This window comes from Burkholderia sp. AU27893 (assembly GCF_002223205.1).
Taxonomy (GTDB): Bacteria; Pseudomonadota; Gammaproteobacteria; order Burkholderiales; family Burkholderiaceae; genus Burkholderia.
Genome location: NZ_NKFD01000004.1, coordinates 1,721,552 through 1,745,583 on the forward strand (window position 1 = coordinate 1,721,552; position 24,032 = coordinate 1,745,583).

Sequence of the window (24,032 nt, forward strand, 5' to 3'; positions counted from 1 at the left end):
CGTCGCCCGTCACGGTTTCCAGCGATACATCAGCACCTTGCCGCGTGCGTCTTCCTCGACGAACACGAGGTACTCGCCGTTCTCGCGCCGGAACGCGCTGATGCCGAACGGCACGTCGACCCAGCCGGAGGCCTTGCCGACCTCGGCGCCCGGGCTCATCACGCCCACTTCCTCGCCGGTTTCCTTGTCGTACACGTGGATCTTGCCGACCGGCTCCACCCCGAACAGGTAGCGGCCCTCGGCCGTGAGCCCGATCAGGTCGAAGATCGGCTTCGCGTCGAGCTGCCACGGCAGCGCGACCTGGTAGCGCACGACCGGCGAACCCGTCGACCACTTGTCGATGCGAATCAGCACACGCCCCACTTCCTTGTTGATGCCCGGCTGCGGCGGCGCGTCGGCCGTGTAGCCGGTCACGTACAGCGTGTCGGTCTGCGGCTCGTAGATCGCGCGGCGCAACTGCGTGAACGGCTGCGGCATCGGATAGGTCGTGACCTTGTCGTACGAGTAGACCGGGTTGCCGGCCTTGTCGACGCCGCCGTACTGGAAGCGGTGGATGCCGCGCACGTCGCTGGTGCGCCAGATGTCGCCCTTCGTGTCGACCCACCAGCCCCAGCCGCCCGCCTTCGCCTTGCCCGTCGTGTTCGTCTCGAACTCGTCGGCATCCAGCCGGCCGTTGCCGTTCGCGTCGCGCCACAGCCAGTCGCCGCCCGGCGGCTTGTTCGGCACCTTGTCGACCGGTCGCGCACGCCCCGCGATCAGGCCCGACGGAATCGCGACCTCGCCGTCGCGCTTCGCGTCGAAGCGGTAGATCTTCAGGTGATCGGCGTACATGTCGGTCAGGTACAGGAACGTGCGGCCGTCGAGGCGCCGTGCGAACGGCATGCCGGGATACTGGTCCGTGTGGAACACGGGATCGTCCGGATACTTGAAGCGGTTCGACAGGAAGCCGACGTATTTCCAGTCCTGGCCCGGTGGTTTCGACAGGTCGAGTTCGAAGCGCTTGTTGCCCGTGTACACGCTGTTCGGCCGCGCCGGGTCGATCCACGCGCCGTCGACGAACAGCAGCCCCTGTACTTGCCAGCGCTGCTTGCCGTCCGGCGTGTAGCTTTCGAGCACCGCGCCGAGCCCTGCACCGATCGTGTCGTGGCGCGGCCCGATGCCGTTCATCGACACATAGATGTTGCCGGCGCGGTCGACGCCGACACCCGTCAGCCCGTTGAAGCGCTGCGGCCCCGGCCGGCCCGGCACCGGGCCCGCGAAGATGCCGCCGCGCTCGCCGAGCGTGCCCGACTGCGCATAGCCCTTGCCGCCTTTCGAGAAGATCAGGATCTGCTGGCGCGGCCCGTTGTCCGCGACGAGCACACGCCCTTTCGCGTCGACGGCCACGTCCACCGCGTCGGTGCCTTCCGGCAGCGCGGGCGCGTCGTCGAGCTTGCGGCCGTCCGCGCGCACGTGCACGAGGTGCGCGGGCCCGTTGATCGTGTCCGTGAGCAGCCACAGCGTGCCGTCGCCCGCGAGCGCGAGGCGGCCCGGCTCGTGCGCGCTCCACGTGCCCTTCTGCTGCATCGTCTCCGCGTCGTATACGTCCACCGCGTCACGCGACGGATTCGTCGCGAACAGCGTCTTGTCGTCGGCCGCGAGGCCGCCGACTTCCGCCTTCTGCTCGCCCACTTCCGAGCGCGCAGGCGCCGCCACCTCGTTCATCACCATGAAGCTCGCGGCCATCCGCGCGCGACCGGTGTCCGCGCGGCCGCCCGGCGCGACCTGCGGCGCCGCGCGGAACGGCGCGGGCTGCTTCAGGTCGCCGATCGTGCGACGCGAGATGCCGAACCACTGCTTGCCCTTGTCCGGCCAGATGCCGGGCGACTGCAGGTGGCCGCGCTCGTTGCCGACACCGATCGCGACATACGCGTACTTGCTGTTCACCGCGATCGCGCTGCCGCCGAGATTGCCCCAGCCGTGCGTGCCGCCGGCGAAGCCGAGCATCTTCCCGTCCTGGTAGACGCTCGCCTCGGCCCCGCTCTCGTCCCACGGCGCGTTCGTATACACCTTGCCTTCAGGCGTCACCGCGATCGCGCGGATGTCGATCTGCGTCCAGCTGCCGTCGCCATAGCCGAACGTATTACCGATCCACGACGTCGTCGCGGGCAACACCGTTTCGGCCGGTGCGGCGCCCGTCAGCAGCGTCGCGCACACCGTCATGCCTACCAGAATCAGACGTCGCAATGCGCTTCTCCAGACTTGATGCAACAACGACCGGGCCGCCGCAAGGACTGCCGCCGGCGCACCCTGTCGCTAAATGGGTTTCAAACGTCGCGATGCAGGTTACAAGCAAAAATAATCACAAGAAATTTGGAAATATTTGGGGATGTTTCCGCGTGAAATATCGAACCGGAACAGCGCCGAAAAGGCGCCCGAAAGCGGCAATAACGACCGCCTTTCGATTTCCGTCCCGTAGAAAATTCCGCCTTTCACCGCCTGACGGGGCCGTCCGGGCGCCTACCTTTCACCCGGCGACAGAAATAATCGGCATTTGAATATTTGCCGTCAGATAAATGACGCGCGTTTTTTTGCCGATTTCTTTTCCCTAGAATCGATTTCGATTCGATATTTCATTTAATGGCATGCATTACGTTCACGTTTACGCATCGGATATGCGACACGCCCCGGCCCACGCCGCGCGTCGCGAAGGAGCGGCGCGATGACGGGCCTCTCGCGACCCGCGGATCTCACCCCGCCGCAACACGGCCGCATCGTGCAGCTCGACGGGCTGCGCGCGATCGCGGTGGGCGCCGTGTTCCTGCAGCACGCGCTGAAGGCGCCGCTCTGGATGGGCGTCGACCTGTTCTTCGTGCTGAGCGGCCTGCTGATCACCGGCATCCTGCTCGATCGCAAGGCGCGCGGGCAGTCGTACTTCAGCCACTTCTACGCGCGCCGCGTGCGTCGCATCCTGCCGCCGTACGTGCTGCTGCTGGTGGTGTCGACGATCCTGTTCGGCGCGGGCTGGCTGCCGCACTGGCCGTGGTTCGCGTTCTTCTCGACCAACATCGGGCTGTCGCTCGGCAGCATCGGCCATGACAGCCTGAACGTGCTGTGGTCGCTCGCGGTCGAGGAACAGTTCTATATCTTCTGGCCGTTCGTGGTGCTGTGGTGCTCGGAGCGCGCGCTGCTGTGGGTCGCCGCCGCGCTGATCGTCGCGGCCCCCGTGCTGCGCGCGATCGCGACGCCGTGGTTCGACTCGTTCTGGCCGATCTACTACCTGACGCCGTTCCGCATGGACCTGCTCGCCGCGGGCGCGCTGCTCGCGATCGTGCTGCGCCGCGACCGGCGCGCGCTCGAGCCTTTCTATCCGCTCGCGATCGTCGGCGCGCTCGTGTCACTCGCGATCCTCGGCTGGCTGCACCTGTCGTTCCCGCGCTTCCGCGCCGCGAACACGCCGCTGTCGAATGCCGCGCTCTACAGCATCTCGCTGCTGCTGTGCACGTCGATCGTCGTAATCGCGCTGCGCGGCCGCGGCCTCGTGCAGCGTGTGCTGACGAACCCGATGCTCGTCTACGTCGGTACCGTCAGCTACACCGTGTACCTGATCCACCTCAGCGTGCTGTACGCGCTGTGGCCGCTGCACCTGAACCGCTTCGTCACGGCCGCGCTGGCGCTCGGGATCACGCTCGCGTACGCGACCGTGAGCTGGTACGGCTTCGAACGGCGCCTGACGCGCGGCCCCGCACGCCGCGCGCTGCCGGCCGCCGCCGGCACGACCGCCTGACTTTCATCATCCATCGTTTTTACCAGGACAACGTCATGAGCCAAACTCGCAAGAAGGCCATCATTACCGGGATCTCGGGGCAAGACGGCGCCTACCTGACCAAGCTGCTGCTCGACAAGGGCTACGAGGTTACCGGCACCTACCGCCGCACCAGCTCGGTGAATTTCTGGCGCATCGCCGAGCTCGGCGTCGACACGCACCCGAACCTCACGCTCGTCGAGCACGACCTGACCGACGCCGGCTCGAGCCTGCGCCTGCTCGAACGCACGCAGCCCGACGAGCTGTACAACCTCGCCGCGCAAAGCTTCGTCGGCGTGTCGTTCGACCAGCCGGCGACGACCGCCGAAGTGACGGGCCTGGGTCCGCTGAACCTGCTCGAGGCAATCCGCGTCGTGAGCCCGAAGACGCGCTTCTACCAGGCGTCGACCTCCGAGATGTTCGGCAAGGTGCAGTCGATTCCGCAGACGGAAGCGACCTCGTTCTATCCGCGCAGCCCATACGGCGTCGCGAAGCTGTACGCGCACTGGATGACGGTGAACTACCGCGAGTCGTACGGCCTGTTTGGCAGCAGCGGCATCCTGTTCAACCACGAGTCGCCGCTGCGCGGCCGCGAGTTCGTCACGCGCAAGATCACCGACACCATCGCGAAGATCAAGCTCGGCAAGGCGACCCGCCTCGAGCTCGGCAACCTCGACGCGAAGCGCGACTGGGGCTTCGCACTCGAGTACGTCGAAGGCATGTGGCGCATGCTGCAGGCCGACGAACCCGATACCTATGTGCTGGCAACCAACCGGACCGAAACCGTGCGCGACTTCGTGCGGATGGCGTTCGCGGCGGCCGGCTACCAGATCGAATGGACCGGCAAGGGTGAGCAGGAACGCGGCCTCGACGCGGCGACCGGCAACGTGCTCGTGGAAGTGAATCCGAAGTTCTACCGCCCTGCCGAGGTCGACCTGCTGATCGGCTGCGCGGACAAGGCTAAAGCCAAACTCGGCTGGGAACCGAAAACGACGCTCGAACAACTTTGCCAGATGATGGTCGAAGCGGATTTGACGCGGAATCAACACCATGACACGTTCTGAAGCCGGACGCCCGTCGCGCCGTGCATTCGTCACTGGCCTGACGGGCTTCACCGGCCGCTACATGGCCGACCGCCTGCAGGCGGCCGGCTATGAGGTCTGGGGCACGGTCGCGCCCGGTACGGCACGGCACGACGATCCGGCCTTCGCGCACTGCACGCTGCTCCCCGTCGACCTGCTCGACGCGGATGCGATGCGCGCGGCGGCCGCCGACGCGCGGCCCGATGCGGTCGTGCATCTCGCCGCCCGCGCGCACGTCGCGCAGGACGAGCCGTCGCAGACTTACGCGGTCAACATCGTCGGCACGCGCAACCTGCTGGCCGCGCTCGCGGGCCTCGACCGCCGCCCGTCGGCCGTACTGCTCGCCAGCAGCGCGAACATCTACGGCAACTCGACGGCCGGCGTGCTCGACGAATCCGTCGCCCCGGCCCCGGTGAACGACTACGCGGTCAGCAAGCTCGCGATGGAATACGCGGCGAAGCTGTGGGCCGACCGGCTGCCGATCGTGATCGCGCGGCCGTTCAACTACACGGGCGTCGGCCAGAGCGATGCGTACCTGCTGCCGAAGCTCGTCGCGCACTACGCGCGCAACGCACCGCGCATCTCGCTCGGCAATCTCGACGTGAGCCGCGATTTCTCCGACGTGCGCGACGTGACGGCCGCGTACCTGAAGCTGGTCGAGGCCGCACCGGCCGGCGAGACGTTCAACGTCTGCTCCGAGCGCGCGTATTCGCTGAAGGAAGTGCTGGCGATGCTGTCGCGTATCGCCGGTTACGTGATCGACGTGACGATCGATCCGCGTTTCGTGCGGCACAACGAAGTGAAAAGTCTGAGTGGGTCGCGCGACAAGCTGCGACGCGCGGTGGGCGAGCTGCCCGTCACGCCGCTCGACGAAACGCTGCGCTGGATGGTGGACGCGATGCGCCACGACGCGCATGCGGGCGGGCATCCCGCCGGGTAAGCCGGGAGATTTGCATCGACACCAAAACGAAGGGCCGGTCACGCAAGCGACCGGCCCTTCGTCCAAGTGTCACGTCAAATCACGTCACGACATGCGTGACGTGCCGCGCTCAGCCTTCCAGCCCGCGCGCGAGATCCTTGCGCAGGTCGCCCGCGTCTTCGAGGCCGACCGACAACCGGATCAGCCCTTCGCTGATCCCTGCCGCCGCGCGTGCTTCCGGCGTGATGCGGCCGTGCGTGGTCGTCGCCGGATGGGTGATCGTCGTGCGCGTGTCGCCGAGGTTGCCGGTGATCGAGATCAGCTTCGTGTTGTCGATCACGCGCCATGCATTCGCGCGCTGCTGCTCGGGCGTGTCGCCCTTCAGCTCGAACGACAGGATCGACCCGCCCGCCTTCTGCTGACGCTTCGCGAGTTCGTGCTGCGGGTGCGATTCGAGGCCCGGGTGAAACACGCGCGCAACCGCCGGATGCGAATCGAGCCAGCGTGCGATTTCCAGCGCATTCGCCGATTGCTTCTCGACGCGCAGCGACAGCGTCTCCATCCCCTTCAGCAGCACCCACGCATTGAACGCCGACAGCGTCGGGCCCGCGCTGCGCACGAACGGGAACACCTTGCCCATGATGAATTCCTTCGAGCCGACCAGCGCGCCGCCGAGCACGCGGCCCTGGCCGTCGAGGAATTTCGTCGCCGAGTGCATCACGACATCCGCGCCGAGCTTCAGCGGCTGCTGCAGCACCGGGCTGCAGAAACAGTTGTCGACGACGAACAGCGCGTTCGATGCCTTCGCGATCTTGCCGATCGCCTCGATGTCGGCGAGTTCGGTCAGCGGGTTCGACGGCGTCTCGAGGAAGAACATCTTCGTCTCCGGACGCACGGCTTCCTTCCACGCGTTCAGGTCGGTCGGGTCGACGAAGGTCGTCGTGATTCCGAACTTGTTGAAGATCTGCGAGAACATCCCGAGCGTCGAGCCGAACAGGCTGCGCGAGCTGACGAGGTGGTCGCCGGCCTGCAGCGCGGCCATCACGACCGACATGATCGCGGCCATCCCCGACGCCGTCGCGATGCAGGCCTCGCCGCCCTCGAGCGCCGCGAGACGCTCCTGGAACATCGTGACGGTCGGGTTCGTGAAGCGCGAATAGGTGAAGTAGTCTTCCGAATTCGCGAAGCGCTCGGCCGCGTCGGCCGCGCTCTGGAAGCAGAAGCTCGACGTGAGGAACAGCGCTTCCGAGTGCTCGTTGAAGTCGCTGCGCAGCGTGCCCGCGCGCACGGCAAGCGTGTCGAAGTTGAGGGAGTCGTCCATGTTCCGTTTTCCGTATTCGAGGGTCGCGCGAGTGGCGCGAACCCAGTCAAAACCAGGCCAAAACAAAAAGCCCGCTATGCGTCGGCATCAGCGGGCTTCGGTGCGGTACGACAGCGATCGACTCGGGCCGGTTGCCACCGGCCTTCGCTTTAGCTGTTTTGGGAAGTCGCCCCGCGTCCGCAAGCTGATATCAAATCGACGCACGGCCACATCCTATCACGCTTCGTCAAAAGCGTGCGCCGGTGTCACTCGACCGACAGCTGCAGGTTCATCTGCGAGCGTTCGGTGTCGCCCGCCGTGTCGCGATCGGCCTGCGATGCCGGCGTGAGGCGCGCGCGCTCGATCGCATCGAGATACTCGGGCGTCACGTCGCCGGTGATGTAGTTGCCGTCGAAGCACGACGCCTCGAAGCGTTCGAGCTTCGGGTTGATGTCGCGCACCGCGCGGCGCAGATCGTCGACGTCCTGATAGATCAGGTGGTCGGCGCCGATGATCTTCGCGACTTCTTCGTCGGTGCGGCCATGGGCGACCAGTTCGCCGCGCGTCGGCATGTCGATGCCGTACACGTTCGGGAACTTCACGGGCGGCGCGGCCGACGCGAAGATCACCGACTTCGCGCCCGCATCGCGCGCCATCTGCACGATTTCATGCGAGGTCGTGCCGCGCACGATCGAGTCGTCGACGATCAGCACGTTCTTGTCCTTGAACTCGATGCTCATCGCATTGAGCTTCTGGCGCACCGACTTCTTGCGCACGGCCTGGCCCGGCATGATGAAGGTACGGCCGACGTAGCGGTTCTTGAAGAAGCCTTCGCGGTACTCGACGCCGAGCTTCGCGGCGACCTGCATCGCAGCCGGGCGCGACGAATCGGGAATCGGCATCACGACGTCGATCGGCACGTTCGGCAGCTCGCGCTTGATCTTCTCGGCGAGATAGTCGCCCATGCGCAGGCGCACGTTGTAGACCGGCACGCCATCGAGGCACGAATCCGGACGCGCGAGGTACACGTATTCGAACATGCACGGATTCAGCGTCGGCTGCTCCGCGCACTGCTGGCTGTGGAAGTTGCCGGCCGGATCGATGAAGATCGCTTCGCCCGGCTGCACGTCGCGGACGAATTCGAAACCGATGCCTTCGACGGCCACCGACTCCGACGCGACCATCCATTCGGTGCCGTGCTCGGTCTCGAGCTTGCCGATGCACAGCGGGCGGATGCCGAACGGGTCGCGGAACGCGAGCAGGCCGTAGCCGGCGATCAGCGAGACGATCGCATACGAGCCCTGCAGGCGGCGATGCACACCCGAGACGGCCTTGAACACCGAGGCCGGATCGAGCTCGAGGCCCGTGGTCGACAGTTGCAGCTCGTGCGCGAACACGTTGAGCAGCACTTCGCTGTCGGAATTGGTATTGATGTGCCGGCGGTCGATCCGGAACATCTCGTCCTTCAGTTGCTGCCAGTTCGTCAGGTTGCCGTTGTGCGCGAGGATGATCCCGAACGGCGCGTTCACGTAGAACGGTTGCGCCTCGGCTTCGCTCGACGCCGAGCCGGCGGTCGGGTAGCGCACCTGGCCGATGCCGTAGGTGCCGGGCAGGCTGCGCATGTTGCGCGTGCGGAACACGTCGCGCACCATGCCGTTCGCCTTGTACATGTGGAAATTGCTGCCGTCCGCCGTCGCGATGCCCGCCGCGTCCTGACCGCGATGCTGCAGGAGCAGCAGGCTGTCATAGATCAGCTGGTTGACCGGGGATTGGGAGATAACGCCTACGATGCCGCACATGGCATGTCCTTCAGAATGACAAAATCGGTTCCGTCCTGCCCGGCCGCGTCATCACACGCGTACGTACTGGGCCATGCCGTCGGGCAGGAGCTGCTTCAACTCGTGCACGCCCTGTTCGGCGAAAGGACGCAATAGCGCATTGCGCCAGAAATCCTGTTTGGGCAGCTCGGTCAGCCCGGCCGCCGCGACCAGCAGCACCACCAGCACGCAGCCGCGGACGAGCCCGAACATCATGCCCAGCGAGCGGTCGACGCCGCCCAGGCCACTCGCCTGAGCGATCCGCGACAGCAACGCGTTCGCCACGCCGGCGACCAGCACCACGCCGATCACGACCAACGCGAAGGCGATCACCCACTGCGTCAGCGCACCGCCCGGCCAGTTCGCCGGGATATACGGCACGACCAGTCCGACGTAGCGGCCCGCGATCACGATCGCCGCGATCCAGCCGATCAGCCCGAAAATCTCGGACACGAAACCGCGCCACGCGCCACGCAGCGCAGACAACGCGATCACCGCCAATACAGCGTAGTCGAAAGCCGTCAGCATCGCGCGTTACTGCGTCAGCCCGGCTTCGCGCACCTTCGCGATCGCGGCGGACGCCGCCGCACGATCCGCGAACGGGCCCGCACGCAACAGTGTAGCCGTGCTGCCGTCTGCCTGCTTGCGATGCTCGACATATGCGGGCACACCCGCCGATTTCAATTTGGTGGCCCACGAACGGGCCGTCGCGTCGTCCTTGAACGAACCGAGCTGCACCGCGAAACGCGCACCGGCCGGCGACGACGGCGACGAAGCATCGCTGCTGTCCGGGCTGGCGGCGTCGGTACGCGCGACGGCCGCGGGCGCGGGTGCAGGCTTCGGCGCGGCCGGCTTCGCCACGGGGGCGGCCGGTTTCGGCGCGGGCTTCGGCGGCGTCACGCTCGCCGTGGTCGTGGTATCGGGTTTCGCGGCCGGCTTGTCGGCATCCTTCGGCGCGGGCGCTGGTGCAGCCGCCACGGCCACATCGGATGCCGGCGGTTCGTCGTGCGCGACGCCTGCCTGTACGTCGGAGGCGTCATCGTCGCGCGGTGCGACCGCCTGGTGCGCAGGCCGGTTCGGAATGTCGATGGCGATGTCGTCCGTGACCGGCTTCGGGTGCGAGTCGAGCACCATCGGCAGCACGATCACGGCGGCGACGACGAGCGCGATCGCGCCGACGAGGCGACGGCGCGCGCGTTGCTTTTCTGGAAGGGTCGGATCGAGGAGCAGTGCGTCCGATTCCGGACGCTCGGTGCGGCGCGAGCGTCGCTCGACGCGCTCAGTGGTGCGCTCCGTGCGCACGTTCCGGGAGGTCCCGGTGCGACCGCCGCGCCGCGGGGGCGCGTCGTCGTCTTTCTTGCCGAACGAGAAAATTCCCATGAATGGCTGAGTCCGAAACTGCCCGTCAGTCAGTGTTGCTGCGATTTACGGTAGGCCAGCACGCCGGCAACCGTATGGAAACTGCCGAAAACCACGATTCTATCATTCTCGGATGCTCTTTTTAGTGCATCGCGAAACGCTTCGGCCGGCGACGTGTAACGCGTGACGCTCGAATCGGGCCCCTCCTCCACGCCGGCCTTGCGCAGCGCGGCTTCGAGCTGCTCCGCGGAGGCCGCGCGCGGCAGCGGCAGGTCGGTCACGCACCAGTGGTCGATCTCGCCCTTCAGGTGCTGCAGCACGCCGTCGATGTCCTTGTCGTGCATTGCGCCGAACACCGCGTACGTGTACGGGAAGAAGCCCATGTTGCCGAGGTTCTGCTCGAGCACGGCCGACGCATGCGGGTTGTGCGCGACGTCGAGCACGATCGCCGGCTTGCCGGGCAGCACCTGGAAACGCCCCGGCAGCTCGACGTTCGCGAGGCCGAGCCGGATGTCCTGCGCGGACACCGGCAGCATCGGACGCAGCGCTTCGAGCGCGGCGAGCGCGGCCGACGCATTGATCAGCTGATTCGCCCCGCGCAGCGCCGGGTACGCAAGCGCCGGATAGCGCTTCTCGCGGCCGAGGTAGCTCCACTGCTGGCGCTCCGCGCCTGCCTGCGCCTCGTAGCGGAAATCGCGGCCGACCAGCCACAGGTCGGCGCCGATCGCTTCGGCGTGGTCGATCAGCGTTTGCGGCGCGGCCGGATCGCCGCAGATCGCCGGCTTGCCGGCGCGGAAGATCCCGGCCTTCTCGAACGCGATCTTCTCGCGCGTGTCGCCGAGGTATTCGGTGTGGTCGATGTCGATGCTCGTGACGATCGCGCAATCGGTGTCGATGATGTTGACCGCATCGAGCCGGCCGCCGAGGCCGACTTCGAGGATCACCGCGTCGAGCCCGCGCGACGCGAACAGGTGCAGGATCGCGAGCGTCGTGAATTCGAAGTACGTGAGCGAGACGGGCTCGGGGAGCGACGTGCGCGCGGCTTCGACGGCCTCGAAATGCGGCAGCAGTTCGTCATCGGTGACGTTCTGCCCGTTCACGCGCGCGCGCTCGTTGAATTCGAGCAGGTGCGGCGACGTGTGGCAGCCGACCTTGTAGCCGGCGCGCACGAGGATCGTCTCGAGGAACGCACAGGTCGAGCCCTTGCCGTTCGTGCCGCCGACGGTGATGACGGGGCACGCGAATTCGAGCTGCAGCGCCGCCTTGACCTGCCCGATGCGGGTCAGGCCCATGTCGATGCCGACCGGGTGCGCGCGTTCGAGATGCGAAAGCCACGCGTCGAGAGTGGGAAAAGTGCTCATCGGTTCAAATCTGGATCGGTGCCGCCACTACGCCAAAAAACGAAGCGCGCCGCCTGACGCTGAAGCCAGGCGACGCGCAGTGTTCACAACCTCGCGCCGGTCAGGCCAGCGCGTCGGCCGGTTGCCGCTGCAGCAGGGCGAGCAGCTGGGCGATCTCGTCGCGCATCTTGCGACGGTCGACGATCATGTCGATCGCACCCGTCTTCAGCAGGAATTCGGCGCGCTGGAAACCTTCCGGCAGCTTCTCGCGGACCGTCTGCTCGATCACGCGCGGGCCGGCGAAGCCGATCAGCGCCTTCGGTTCGGCGATCACGACGTCGCCGAGGAACGCAAAGCTCGCCGACACGCCGCCCATCGTCGGGTCGGTCAGCACCGAAATGAACGGCAGCTTCGCTTCCGACAGCTTGGTCAGCATCGCGGTGGTCTTCGCCATCTGCATCAGCGACAGCAGGCTTTCCTGCATCCGCGCGCCGCCCGAAGCGGTGAAGCAGATGAACGGCACTTGCTGTTCGAGCGCGTTCTGCGCGCCGCGGACGAAGCGCTCGCCCACCACCGAGCCCATCGAGCCGCCCATGAACGAGAATTCGAAGCAGGCCGCGACCACCGGCAGCGTGTGGATCGCACCGCCCATCACGACCATCGCGTCGGTCTCGCCCGTGTCGTCCATCGCTTCCTTCAGACGATCGGGGTACTTGCGGCTGTCCTTGAACTTCAGCGTGTCGACCGGCACGATTTCCTGGCCGATCTCGTAGCGGCCTTCCGGATCGAGCAGCCCGTCGAGGCGCTCACGCGCACCGATGCGCATATGGTGATCGCACTTCGGGCACACGTGCAGGTTCGCGTCCACGTCGTTGCGGTACAGCACGGCCTCGCAGGACGGGCATTTGACCCACAGGCCTTCCGGAATGCCCTTGCGGCTTTTCGGGTCGGTCTGCTTGATCTTCGGCGGCAACAGTTTGTCGAGCCAGCTCATCGTATGGTTTCCTGTTCCGTGGCGGGGCGGGCCAACCGGCCCGTTCCCGCTTCCTGTGTTGTGTTTATCGCGCCGCCTTGCCCGCGCCGTCCAGGGCGGCGCGCAGCTCGGCGATGAACGTCTTCAGCGCGGCGGCGGCACCCTCCGGCGCAGCGCTTTCGAGCAGCTGCACGAGGCGGCTGCCGATCACGACGGCGTCCGACACTTCGGCCACCGCGCGCGCCGTTTCGGCGTCGCGGATCCCGAAGCCGACGCCGACCGGAACCGGCACGCGCGACTTGATGGCCGGGATTTTACCCGCAATGCTCGAAACATCCAGATTTCCTGCGCCGGTCACGCCCTTGAGCGACACGTAATACACGTAACCGCTCGCGATCTTGCCGACGTCGGCGATGCGTTCATCGGTCGACGTGGGCGCGAGCAGGAAGATCGGATCGATCTGCGCGGCGCGCATTTTCTCGGCGAACACGCCCGCCTCTTCCGGCGGATAGTCGACGACGAGCACGCCGTCGACCCCGGCCGCCTGTGCTTCGGCCGCGAACGCGTCGACGCCCATCCGCTCGATCGGGTTCGCATAGCCCATCAGCACGACGGGGGTTTTGGGGTCGGTTTCGCGAAAGCGCTTCACGTCGGCGAGCACGCTCTTGAGCGTGACGCCGCGCGCGAGCGCGCGTTCCGACGAGCGTTGGATCACGGGGCCGTCGGCCATCGGGTCGGAGAACGGCACGCCGAGTTCGATCACGTCCGCGCCGCCTTCGGCGAGCGCGTGCATGAATTCGACGGTTTTGGCCGGATCCGGGTCGCCGGCCGTGATGAACGGGATCAGGCCCTTACGGCCTTGTTCGGCGAGCGCGGCGAAGGTCTGCTGAATACGGGACATGGCAATTTTCCTCAATGCGTTCGGCGATGCGGCGGCGCGATTCACGCGCACGCCGGCGCAGCGAGCGCGTTCACGCGCTCGTGCGCGATCGCACAATAGCTTTCGTTGATCTCGTAGCCGACGAAGTCGCGCCCCTGCCGTGCGCAGGCCACCGCGGTCGTGCCGCTGCCCATGAACGGATCGAGCACGCGGCCGCCCGGCGGGCAGCTTGCGAGCACCATCCGCTCGATGATTTCCAGCGGCTTCTGGGTCGGATGATCGACGCGCTCCGCGTGCTGCCGGTGCAGGCGCGAGACCGACCAGACGTCCTTCGGGTTGTAGCCCATCTCCAGCCACTTGCTGCCTTCGAACAGCTTGCGCGAGCGGGCCTTCTTCGTGTCGGCGTCGTACGGGATGCGGACCGGATCGAGATCGAAGTAATACGCCCTGGAAACCGCGAAAAAGCCGATGTTGTCGTGCACCGACGTGAAACGGCGCGTCGTGCCGCCCATGCTCGGCACGCGCCGGTCCCAGATGATCTCGTTGACCATCGTGAGCTGCGTCTTCAGGAAGCTGAAGATTTCCGGCGCGTACTGCCACGTGCAGAAGATGTACATCGACCCGCTCGGCTTCAGCTTCGGAATCGCGAGTTCGAGCCACTCGCGCGTCCACGCGAGAAAGTCGTCGCCCGAACGCTTGTCCGAATCGTTGCCGTAGTCCTTGCCGAGCCCGTACGGCGGATCGGCGACGATCAGGTCGATCGACGCGTCCGGCAGGTGCGCGGCATGGGTCAGGAAATCGCGGTTATGCAGTTCGATCCCGGACGGCAGCGCGCGCGGCACGGCAGCGGCGGGCTGAACCGCCCCCGCCTCGCTCGCGGCACCGCCGCCCGGTTCTTCGATCAGGTCACGCATCGGTCGGGGTCAGAGCTCGATGCCCGATCGCTCGGCGACCGTGTGCATGTCCTTGTCGCCGCGGCCCGACAGGTTGACGAGCAGGATCTTGTCCTTCGGCAACGTCGGTGCGAGCTTCACGCCATACGCGATCGCGTGGCTCGACTCGAGCGCGGGAATGATCCCCTCGATCCGGCAGCAGTCGTGGAACGCCTTCAGCGCTTCCTCGTCGGTGATGCCGACGTACTGCGCACGGCCGCTGTCCTTCAGCCATGCGTGCTCGGGCCCGACGCCCGGATAGTCGAGGCCCGCCGACACCGAATGCGTCTCGATGATCTGGCCGTTGTCGTCCTGCAGCAGGTAGGTGCGGTTGCCGTGCAGCACGCCCGGGCTGCCGGCGATCAGCGACGCCGCGTGATGACCCGTGTCGAGGCCGTCGCCGGCCGCTTCGACGCCGATCAGCTGCACCGAGGTGTCGTCGATGTACGGATAGAAGATGCCCATCGCGTTCGAACCGCCGCCCACGCAGGCGATCACGGCGTCAGGCTGCCGGCCGGCGAGCTCGGGCATCTGCACCTTGCACTCGTCGCCGATCACGCGCTGGAAGTCGCGCACCATCATCGGGTACGGGTGCGGGCCCGCGACCGTGCCGATGATGTAGAACGTGCTCTCGATGTTCGTGACCCAGTCGCGCATCGCTTCGTTCAGCGCGTCCTTCAGCGTGCGCGAACCCGATTCGACCGGCACGACCGTCGCGCCGAGCAGCTTCATCCGGTAGACGTTCGCGGCCTGGCGGCGCACGTCTTCCGAACCCATGTAGACGACGCATTCCATGCCGAAGCGCGCGCAGATCGTCGCGGTCGCGACGCCGTGCTGGCCGGCGCCCGTCTCGGCGATCACGCGCTTCTTGCCCATGCGCTTCGCGAGCAGCGCCTGGCCGATCACGTTGTTGATCTTGTGCGCGCCGGTGTGGTTCAGGTCTTCGCGCTTCAGGTAGATCTGCGCGCCGCCGAGCGTCTCGCTCCAGCGTTGCGCGTGATAGATCGGCGACGGGCGGCCGACGAAATGCTTCAGCTCGCGCTCGAATTCGGCGACGAAATCGGGATCGTTCTGGAATTTTTCATACGCCGCGCGCAGTTCGTCCAGCGCGTGAATCAGCGTCTCGGCGACGAACGTGCCGCCATACGGGCCGAAGTGGCCGCGATCATCAGGAAGGTTGTACATGGTGTCTCTCTCGATCGGTCGGCGCGCCCCGCTTGTCGGGCCGCACCGGCTTGCATCACCCGGCGTCCGCTTCGCGCACCGCGCGTACGAACGCCGCCATCCGGGCGTGATCCTTCACGCCCTTCGCGCCCTCCACTTCGATGCCACTCGAGACATCGACAGCAAACGGACGCAACTGGCGAATCGCATCACCGACGTTTTGCGCGCTCAAGCCACCACTCAAAACGGCCCGATGCGCGAGCTCTGCGGGAATAAGAGACCAATCGAAGACCTTGCCGCTACCACCGTAATCCGGCACCAGGGTGTCGAACAGGAGGCCGCGCGCTTTCGAATAATGAAGCCCCGATTCTACCAAATCGGCCGATTGCGTCGAGGGGCCCACGCGCACCGCGCGCAGCCACGGCAGGCGTGCCGCGCGGCCGAGTGCGTCGCACTGCTCGGGCGTCTCGTCGCCATGGAACTGCAGCAGCGTGAGCGGCACGTCTCGCACGACGGCCTCGATCTCGGCCTCGGTCGCGTTCACGAACAGCCCGACGACCGACACGAACGGCGGCGCGAGGCGCGCGAGCTCCGCCGCCTGCGCGATCGACACCGCGCGGGGGCTCTTCGGATAGAACACGAGGCCGATCGCATCGGCGCCGAGCGCGGCCGCATGCAGCACGTCCTCGGGCTTCGACAGCCCGCACAGCTTGATGCGCGTGCGCGGCGGCAGGCCGGCCGCGGCGGGAGACGAGGAAGACACGGCGTGATCCGTCATGATTGCGGGTCCAGATCGGCCCAGACGCTGCTCCACGGCACACTGCCGAGCTGCGCGGGCGGGACGGCGAATTCCGCCGGGTAGCCGACGTGGGCGAGATACAGCCCGTCGGCCATGAACGTGGGCGCCGCAAGCTTGCGGTCGCGCCCGGCCAGCACGTCGGCGAGCCAGTCGGCCGGATAGCGGCCGCGACCGACCGCGACGAGGCAGCCCATCAGGTTGCGCACCATATGGTGCAGGAACGCGTTGGCGCGGAACCGGAAATGGATGAAATCGCCCACGCGCCGCACGTCGATCTGATACAGGTGTTTGACCGGCGTCTTCGACTGGCATTCCGACGACCGGAACGACGAGAAGTCATGCTCGCCGATCAGGTGCGCGGCGGCGGCGCGCATCGCGTCGTCGTCGAGCGGCGTATGGATCCAGCCCGCGCGCCCCGCCAGCATCGGCGAGCGCACCGGATGCACGTACAGCGTGTAGTAATAGGTGCGCTCGAACGCCGAGAAACGCGCGTGGAACGTATCGGGCATCGGCTTCGCCCATTGCACCGCCACGGTCGGCGGCAGGAACGCGTTGGTGCCGCGCACCCACGAAAAAACCTCCCGATCGAGGTCGGTATCGAAGTGCACGACCTGCCCGAGCCCGTGCACGCCCGTATCGGTCCGCCCGGCCACCGTCGTATGCAGCGGCACGCGCGCGAACTCCGCCAGTGCGTGCTCGAGCCGATCCTGCACGGTCTTGCCGTGCGGCTGCGCCTGCCAGCCGCAGAACGCCGCGCCGTCGTACTGGATGCCGAGCGCGATCCGCATCACGCCTCGTCCGCCAGTTTCGCGAGCAGCGCGCGCGCATCGTCGCGCGTCGCGGCGTCGTTTGCGTCGACCACTTCCTGCAGCAGTGTCCGAGCGCCGGACAGGTCGCCCAGCTCGACGTACTCGGACGCGAGGTCGAGCTTGTTGCGCGCGATGCGGGCGAGTTCGTCCGGCGTCAGCGCCGGCAATACAGCGCCCGGCGCGGACGGCAGGTCGAGATCGAAATCGAGCTTCAGCGCGCCGAACTGCGCGCCGCCGAGCGGCGGCAGTGACGACGTCGTAAACGGGCTGCCCGCCTGGCTTGGCGGTGTCGCTGCGTCCGGATCCCAATCGAACTCGTCGTCCTGGTCGGCCGGATGTTCCGGGGCCGGGTCGATCGAACCAATCGGGAGACGCTGGGCGGCTTGACCGTTAGTTGCGATTTTATCGGTGTCGGACTGCCCTGCTTGCGCAGCCCGCTCATCCGCCGCCGGCGACGGCTCGTCCGGCGTGCGCGGCGGCAGCGGCATGTCGAGGCTGCTGAGCGCGCTGATCGCGTTCTGCATCAGCGCCGCATGCTGCGCTTCCGTGGCCGCGGGTGCGGCCGGCGTCTCCACCGGCGTCGCTACCCGTGGCTCCGCCGACGTCTCGATCGGCGTCGCTGACGACGTTTCGATCGGCTTTTCGATCGGCGTTTCAGCCGCGACCTTTTCGGTCGGCTCGGCATCGTGCGAAACCGGAGCCGTCTCGCTCGCGGGCGGTACTGCCGCGTGTGCGGTCGGCAACTCGGGCTGCTCGGCATGCGGCTTCGCCACATCCGACGACGACGACACCTCCGCATCCGGTGTCTCGACCGGCTCCGCCGCTGCGGCAGTCGCCGCGGCAAGGTTCAAGTCGGAAGCGGCATCACGCGCGACCGGCATCTCGGGCCGGATCGGCAGTTCCGGTTCGACGGACGGCGCGGCTTCGGCTTGCGCAGTGGCAGCCGCAGCCGCGACACCGCCCGCTGCCGTAGCGGCAGCCACCGTGTCCGTCCCCGCATCGTCCGTGCGGCGGCTCTTCCTGCGCTTGCGCCACGCGAAACCTGCGGCAAGGACGATCACGGCCGCACCGGCCACCGCGGCCGGACGCCAGTCCATCTGCTCGTGACTGCGCGCAGGTGTCACCACCGGCGCGACCGGCTGCGTGGGCGCCGATACCGATGCCGGCTCCACTGCGCTGGCAGCAACGCCGGATGCCGCTTCGCCCGCCGTCGACGCAGCCGCAGCCGCGGACGCGCCCGCCTCGTTCGCGACCGGAGGCGGCGCGACAGGTGCCGGCGCCGGCTTGACCTCGTTCGTCGTGGCCGGCTTGCCGATACCGTGCTTCTGCAATTCCATCAACACGCGGTTCTTCAGCGCCAGCAGTTGCTGCAGGCTCGACGGCCGCGGCTGCGACGCGCCCGTGACAGGTGCCGCGCCAGCCGGTTCGTTCATGCCCGGAACCTGGCTGCCCGACGCTGGCGGGATCACGGCACCGCTCGCGGACGACGGCACCGACTGGATCGTGCCGCTCCACACATGCGGACCGCTTGCACCGGCCACGGGTGCCGCCGGCTGCATGCTTTCCACAGCCGATGCGCCGTGAGCAGCCGAAGCACCGACCGATGCCGACGCGCCGGCGGCCGTCGCGACGCTCGCACCGCTGACAGGCACCGCATGCACGGCCGGCGCCACCGGCGCGGATTGCACGGTCGACCCCGGATGCGGTGCGGACGCACCATGCTGCGCGACTGCCGTACCGCCCGATGCGGCGGCGGGTGCGGACGCGGCAGTCGTACCGGACGCAGCGGACGCAGCGGATGCAGTAGATGCAGCGGCCGGCACGACTGCCGCGCCTGTCGCATCGAGCGCCGGCACGGTCAGCGTCGCGCCGACTTTCAGGCGGCTCGCGTCGTGCTTCATGAACGCCTGCGGGTTGGCGTCGAACAGCGCGCGGCCGGCGCGCGCGAGCACCCCGGGATCGCGCGACTGCGTGGCCGCCTTCGCGATGTCGTTCAGCGACTGGCCCGGCTGGACCGTCACGGTAAGCGGCACTGCGCCGTCGGCAGCGGACGCGGGCAGTTCGCCGGTGCCGGCCGCCCAGGCCGATGCGGTTGCGCCGAGCGCCAGGATCGCCAGCGCGCCACGCACGGCGCGCGACAGACGGGACTGACGCGGAAACAAGGAAATTCGGGACATCGTTGGCTCTATCGCCGCGCGTGGGCGCGGCTCGGATTCGCGGTTGAAAGCGTCAATAAAGTTGCCGCAGAAATGCAAAAGCGTCGCGTGGAACGCGACGCTTTCGGCGGGTCTGTGCGTCGTAACCGCGTAGTTTACTTCACGTGATCAGGTTCGGGCCGAATTCATCGCCGACAGGTGCAACCGATTGCGTGCGCGCGTCGGGGCATCCGGCGATCGGGCCGCGTGGGTGTCCGGCTGCGCACGCTGCGACCCGCGCCCGCGATCGACCGGAAGTGTGCCTCTCTCGGATGCAAAACGATCCGGCCGCGTCGCCTGCCGAACCCATCCCACATGCCTTTGCTCACTCAACGATGCGATTCGCCCAACCCGAGGTTCCACACAGAACCACGACCGGGGAATCACGGCGGGTTGCTCAATAATTCGCGCCACTTGCCGTTAATGGACTAACCAGCGCCAATCAAAATAAATCCAGCTGGCCATCACCCCATTCAAATGAATTTCAATTGATCGATAAGAGGCCAATTCCCCTCTCTGATCGCCGAATTGAACACCCCCTCCCCCAAACCCGCGTCCCATAAGGCTTTCCAGCCTCGCCGCAGCTTCATTTCTCATACGAAATCGATCATTTCGACATCAATTCAATTTCATTACACAAAATTACACAGATCGAATAATTGCCGTCGCTAGGATCGTCTTCAAACAAGAATCGGCGCAGTTCGACCATCGCGCTCGCACCTGCGACAAAAGCGGGAACGCGGTCGGCTTGACTGACGCCGTGAGGTGCCAGGGAGGCATCGCGCAGTCGCACGACTGCATTTACTCACCAGCTCGTTACGGGGATCGAACATGGGCTATCAGCAGGGTTTGAGCGGGTTGGCCGGCGCGGCGAACCATCTCGACGTGATTGGCAACAACATCGCGAACGCAAACACGGTTGGCTACAAGCAGGGTCGCGCGAACTTCGCCGACATGTACGCGAATTCGGTCGCGACGTCGACCAATACGCAGATCGGCATCGGCACGCGGCTCACATCGGTGCAGCAACAATTCGGCCAGGGGACGATCAACTCGACGAAGTCGTCGCTCGACATCGCGATCAACGGCAACGGCTTCTTCCAGATGTCGAACAACGGCGTGACGACGTACTCGCGTGACGGCGTATTCCACCGCGACAAGAGCGGCGCCATCGTCGACGCGCAGAACCGCAACCTGATGGGCTATGCGGCAGGGCCGGGCGGCGCGATCAACACCGCGGCGACCGTGCCGTTGCAAGCGCCGACCACCAACATCGCACCGCAGGCGACCACGAAGATCACCGGCCAGTTCAACCTGAACTCGCAGGACAAGGTGCCGGCCAAGACACCGTTCAACGCGGGCGACAACACCACGTACAACTACAATTCGTCGATCCAGGTGTACGACACGCTCGGTGGCTCGCAACAGGTGTCGATGTATTTCGCGAAGAACGCGGCCGGTACCTGGCAGGCCTATGCGGGCGTGCAGGGCCAGACGCCGACGAATCTCGGCACCGTCACGTTCGACGCATCGGGCCGGATCAGCTCGACGACGTCGGCCGCAACCGGCCAGCCGACGCCGAGCCTCGGCCAGTTCGCGTTCTCGATCCCCAACGCGTCGGGCGGCGCCAATCCGCAAAACCTGACGCTCGACCTGACCGGCACGACGCAGTTCGGCGGGAAAAGCGGCGTGAACAACCTCGCACAGGATGGCTTCGCGAGCGGCACGCTGACGACGTTCTCGATCGGCACCGACGGCAAGCTCACCGGCAATTACTCGAACGGCCAGAGCGCGGTGCTCGGCCTGATCGCGCTCGCGAACTTCAATAACCCGAACGGGCTCGAGAACATCGGCGGCAACCAGTATGTGGAAACCACCGCGTCGGGCGTGCCGCAGATCTCCGCGCCGGGCAGCACGAACCACGGCACGCTGCAGGGAAGCGCGCTGGAAAACTCGAACGTCAACCTGACGACCGAGCTCGTGAACCTGATCAAGGCGCAGCGCGATTACCAGGCGAATGCGCAGACGATCAAGACGCAGCAGGCCGTCGACCAGACGCTCCTGAACATGCGCTGACCCGCACATGAAAAACGCGCCGCGCCCGCCTTGATATCGTCAAGGCAGACGCGGCGCGCAATCTCGTGCACCGCGGCCCGCGCATCGCGGGCCGGACACGCCACTTACTTGTCGAGCAGGATGCGCAGCATGCGGCGCAGCGGCTCGGCCGCGCCCCACAGCAGTTGATCGCCGACCGTGAACGCCGACAGGTATTCACCGCCCATCGCGAGCTTGCGCAGGCGGCCGACCGGCACCGTCAGCGTGCCCGTGACGTTCGCCGGCGACAGGTCGCGCATCGACGCTTCACGCTCGTTCGGCACGACCTTCACCCAGTCGTTCGCCGACGCGAGGATGCCGTTGATCTCGTCGAGCGGCACGTCCTTGTTCAGCTTGATCGTCAGCGCCTGCGAGTGGCAGCGCATTGCGCCGATTCGCACGCACAGGCCGTCGACCGGGATCGAACCCGGCTCGCCCATCGCCGGCTTGCCGAGGATCTTGTTGGTTTCCGCGCCGCCCTTCCACTCTTCCTTCGACATCCCGTTGCCGAGATCCTTGTCGATCCACGGAATCAGCGAACCGGCGAGCGGCACGCCGAAGTTGCTCGTCGGCATCGCGTCGCTGTTCATCGCGGCCAGCACGCGGCGGTCGATGTCGAGGATCGCGGAAGCCGGATCGGCGAGTTGCGCCTGAACCGCGCCGTTCAGCGTGCCCATCTGCGCCAGCAGTTCGCGCATGTTCTGCGCGCCCGCGCCCGATGCGGCCTGGTAGGTCATCGCCGTCATCCAGTCGACGAGGTTCTCGCGGAACAGGCCGCCGAGCGCCATCAGCATCAGGCTGACCGTGCAGTTGCCGCCGATGAAGTTCTTCTGGCCCTTGACGAGCGCGTCCTTGATCACGTCGAGGTTGACCGGATCGAGGATGATGACCGCGTCGTCCTTCATCCGCAGCGACGATGCCGCGTCGATCCAGTAGCCGTTCCAGCCGGCCGCGCGCAGCTTCGGGAACACGTCGTTCGTGTAGTCGCCGCCCTGGCACGTGATGATCACGTCGCACTTCTTCAGCTCGTCGACGTTGGTCGCGTCCTTGAGCGTAGTCTCGTTTTTCGCGAACGACGGCGCTTTGCCGCCCGTGTTGCTGGTGCTGAAAAACACCGGTTCGATCAGGTCGAAATCGCCCTCTTCCTGCATGCGCTGCATCAGGACGCTGCCGACCATGCCGCGCCAACCTACGAGACCTACGTTCATGACTAACCCTTTGATGGAGCTTCCCCGCCATTCCGTCCCCGGTGTGACCGCGCGGGGAAATAGGCGGGCACGACGGACGATCAGCGTTTAATGATCGTTTTCGTGGTAATGGTTTTCGTGATGACGATGGCGCGCGCACCCGCACGGGCTGTGTTGCCGTGGAGTTTCAAGACCGGGGAGATCAGGGAAAGATGCGCCATCGTTCGAGTCTACACAAAGCCGGTGGCCCGCACAACGGCCAACCGCATGCGAACCGGCCGATTTCGCGGCCTGTTCGCGCCCTTTCTACTTGGTCGCGTTACAGCGCCGCGACCACCGCGTCGCCCATCGCCGTCGTGCCGACCTGCTGGCAACCCGGCGTCGCGATATCGCCCGTGCGGTAGCCCTGTTCGAGCACCGTTTTCACCGCACGCTCGATGCGATCGGCCTGCTCCGCGCGATTCAGCGAGTAGCGCAGCATCATCGCGGCCGACAGGATCGTCGCGAGCGGGTTCGCGATGCCCTTGCCCGCGATGTCCGGCGCCGAACCGTGCGACGGCTCGTACAGGCCCTTGTTGTTCTTGTCGAGCGACGCCGACGGCAGCATGCCGATCGAGCCCGTCAGCATCGACGCTTCATCCGACAGGATGTCGCCGAACATGTTGCCCGTGACGATCACGTCGAACTGCTTCGGCGCCTTCGCGAGCTGCATCGCCGCGTTGTCGACGTACATGTGCGACAGCTCGACGTCCGCGTATTCCTTCGACACGTCGATCATGATGTCGCGCCAGAACTGCGACGTCTCGAGCACGTTCGCCTTGTCGACCGACAGCAGCTTCTTCGCGCGCTTGCGGGCCGCCTGGAACGCGACGTGCGCGATGCGGCGCACTTCCGGTTCCGAATAGCGCATCGTGTCGAAGCCTTCGCGTTCGCCCGCGAACAGGCCGTCCGGTGCAGCGCGCACGCCGCGCGGCTGGCCGAAGTAGATGTCGCCGTTCAGTTCGCGCACGATCAGGATGTCGAGGCCCGCGACCAGCTCGGGCTTCAGCGGCGACGCATCGACGAGCTGCGGATAGCAGATTGCCGGGCGGAAGTTCGCGAACAGCTCGAGGTGCTTGCGCAGCCCGAGGATCGCCTGCTCGGGGCGCAGCGCGCGTTCGAGCGAGTCGTACTTCCAGTCGCCCACGGCGCCGAACAGGATCGCGTCGGCTTCCTTCGCGAGCGTCAGCGTCGCGTCGGGCAGCGGATGGCCGCTCGCCTCGTAGCCCGCGCCGCCGACCGGCGCCTGTTCGAGTTCGAACTTCTCGTCGAGTGCGTTCAGCACCTTCACGGCTTCATTGACGATTTCCGGACCGATGCCGTCGCCGGGCAGCACTGCAATCTTCATGCGAAATTCCT

General features: G+C 66.6%; 20 protein-coding genes. 4 read left to right on the forward strand and 16 right to left on the reverse strand.

Annotated elements, in window-relative coordinates; genetic code table 11:
* Positions 1-9 precede the first annotated feature (9 nt).
* Complete coding sequence (locus CFB47_RS27505) at positions 10-2,202, reverse strand: hypothetical protein (protein ID WP_179259024.1); 2,193 nt, start codon at positions 2,200-2,202, stop codon at positions 10-12.
* Between the two features lie 499 nt (positions 2,203-2,701).
* On the opposite strand from CFB47_RS27505, the gene CFB47_RS27510 reads away from it, so the two are divergent.
* The 3 genes from CFB47_RS27510 to CFB47_RS27520 are packed head-to-tail and all read left to right on the forward strand — an operon-like array spanning position 2,702 to position 5,806.
* Positions 2,702-3,766 (forward strand): acyltransferase, encoded by a 1,065-nt coding sequence (locus tag CFB47_RS27510; protein ID WP_089462904.1) that lies wholly within the window; start codon positions 2,702-2,704, stop codon positions 3,764-3,766.
* Between the two features lie 35 nt (positions 3,767-3,801).
* Positions 3,802-4,848, forward strand: a complete 1,047-nt coding sequence (gene gmd / locus CFB47_RS27515) for a GDP-mannose 4,6-dehydratase (RefSeq protein WP_089427932.1) — start codon at positions 3,802-3,804, stop codon at positions 4,846-4,848.
* Positions 4,835-5,806 (forward strand): NAD-dependent epimerase/dehydratase family protein, encoded by a 972-nt coding sequence (locus tag CFB47_RS27520; protein ID WP_089462905.1) that lies wholly within the window; start codon positions 4,835-4,837, stop codon positions 5,804-5,806. Before gmd ends, CFB47_RS27520 begins: the two co-directional genes overlap by 14 nt.
* 109 nt (positions 5,807-5,915) lie before the next feature.
* On the opposite strand, the gene CFB47_RS27525 is transcribed toward CFB47_RS27520, so the two are convergent.
* The 13 genes from CFB47_RS27525 to CFB47_RS40740 all read right to left on the reverse strand — a co-directional run bounded on the left by CFB47_RS27525 (position 5,916) and on the right by CFB47_RS40740 (position 20,146).
* Complete coding sequence (locus CFB47_RS27525; RefSeq protein WP_059815232.1) at positions 5,916-7,106, reverse strand: O-succinylhomoserine sulfhydrylase; 1,191 nt, start codon at positions 7,104-7,106, stop codon at positions 5,916-5,918.
* 245 nt (positions 7,107-7,351) lie between these two features.
* Positions 7,352-8,884 carry an amidophosphoribosyltransferase gene (gene purF, locus CFB47_RS27530; protein WP_089457853.1) on the reverse strand — a complete coding sequence of 511 codons (1,533 nt, stop codon included), beginning with the start codon at positions 8,882-8,884 and terminating at the stop codon, positions 7,352-7,354.
* Positions 8,885-8,935: 51 nt separating this feature from the next.
* Positions 8,936-9,430, reverse strand: coding sequence for a CvpA family protein (locus CFB47_RS27535; protein ID WP_039358324.1), 495 nt, complete (start codon positions 9,428-9,430; stop codon positions 8,936-8,938).
* A 6-nt stretch (positions 9,431-9,436) separates the two neighbouring features.
* The gene (locus CFB47_RS27540; protein WP_089457852.1) at positions 9,437-10,282 is read right to left on the reverse strand and encodes an SPOR domain-containing protein; all 846 of its coding nucleotides are present in this window, start codon (positions 10,280-10,282) and stop codon (positions 9,437-9,439) included.
* A 29-nt stretch (positions 10,283-10,311) separates the two neighbouring features.
* A complete protein-coding gene (gene folC, locus CFB47_RS27545; protein ID WP_089462906.1) occupies positions 10,312-11,622 on the reverse strand; it encodes a bifunctional tetrahydrofolate synthase/dihydrofolate synthase in 1,311 nt (436 codons plus the stop codon).
* 100 nt (positions 11,623-11,722) lie between these two features.
* Positions 11,723-12,595: an acetyl-CoA carboxylase, carboxyltransferase subunit beta gene (gene accD / locus CFB47_RS27550; RefSeq protein WP_089427938.1), complete on the reverse strand. Its 873-nt coding sequence runs from the start codon at positions 12,593-12,595 to the stop codon at positions 11,723-11,725.
* Positions 12,596-12,659: 64 nt separating this feature from the next.
* Positions 12,660-13,475 carry a tryptophan synthase subunit alpha gene (trpA, locus tag CFB47_RS27555; RefSeq protein WP_089442926.1) on the reverse strand — a complete coding sequence of 272 codons (816 nt, stop codon included), beginning with the start codon at positions 13,473-13,475 and terminating at the stop codon, positions 12,660-12,662.
* A 41-nt stretch (positions 13,476-13,516) separates the two neighbouring features.
* Positions 13,517-14,368, reverse strand: coding sequence for a site-specific DNA-methyltransferase (locus tag CFB47_RS27560; protein WP_089442927.1), 852 nt, complete (start codon positions 14,366-14,368; stop codon positions 13,517-13,519).
* A 9-nt stretch (positions 14,369-14,377) separates the two neighbouring features.
* Entirely contained in the window at positions 14,378-15,571 is a 1,194-nt protein-coding gene (gene trpB, locus CFB47_RS27565; protein WP_089442928.1) for a tryptophan synthase subunit beta, read from the reverse strand.
* Between the two features lie 55 nt (positions 15,572-15,626).
* Positions 15,627-16,328 (reverse strand): phosphoribosylanthranilate isomerase, encoded by a 702-nt coding sequence (locus tag CFB47_RS27570; protein ID WP_089442929.1) that lies wholly within the window; start codon positions 16,326-16,328, stop codon positions 15,627-15,629.
* Complete coding sequence (gene truA, locus CFB47_RS27575; protein WP_179243709.1) at positions 16,325-17,137, reverse strand: tRNA pseudouridine(38-40) synthase TruA; 813 nt, start codon at positions 17,135-17,137, stop codon at positions 16,325-16,327. Before truA ends, CFB47_RS27570 begins: the two co-directional genes overlap by 4 nt.
* On the reverse strand, positions 17,137-19,335 hold the full coding sequence (locus tag CFB47_RS27580; protein WP_089462907.1) for a FimV/HubP family polar landmark protein: 2,199 nt from the start codon (positions 19,333-19,335) through the stop codon (positions 17,137-17,139). The genes truA and CFB47_RS27580 overlap by 1 nt, the downstream gene beginning before the upstream one ends.
* A gap of 625 nt (positions 19,336-19,960) precedes the next feature.
* Positions 19,961-20,146 carry a hypothetical protein gene (locus tag CFB47_RS40740; protein WP_143329524.1) on the reverse strand — a complete coding sequence of 62 codons (186 nt, stop codon included), beginning with the start codon at positions 20,144-20,146 and terminating at the stop codon, positions 19,961-19,963.
* Between the two features lie 38 nt (positions 20,147-20,184).
* Between CFB47_RS40740 and flgE the strand changes: the two genes are divergently transcribed.
* Positions 20,185-21,429: a flagellar hook protein FlgE gene (gene flgE / locus CFB47_RS27585; protein ID WP_089462908.1), complete on the forward strand. Its 1,245-nt coding sequence runs from the start codon at positions 20,185-20,187 to the stop codon at positions 21,427-21,429.
* A 104-nt stretch (positions 21,430-21,533) separates the two neighbouring features.
* On the opposite strand, the gene asd is transcribed toward flgE, so the two are convergent.
* Positions 21,534-22,655: an aspartate-semialdehyde dehydrogenase gene (gene asd, locus CFB47_RS27590; RefSeq protein ID WP_069251145.1), complete on the reverse strand. Its 1,122-nt coding sequence runs from the start codon at positions 22,653-22,655 to the stop codon at positions 21,534-21,536.
* 298 nt (positions 22,656-22,953) lie between these two features.
* Complete coding sequence (gene leuB, locus CFB47_RS27600; protein WP_089432401.1) at positions 22,954-24,021, reverse strand: 3-isopropylmalate dehydrogenase; 1,068 nt, start codon at positions 24,019-24,021, stop codon at positions 22,954-22,956.
* Positions 24,022-24,032 lie beyond the last annotated feature (11 nt).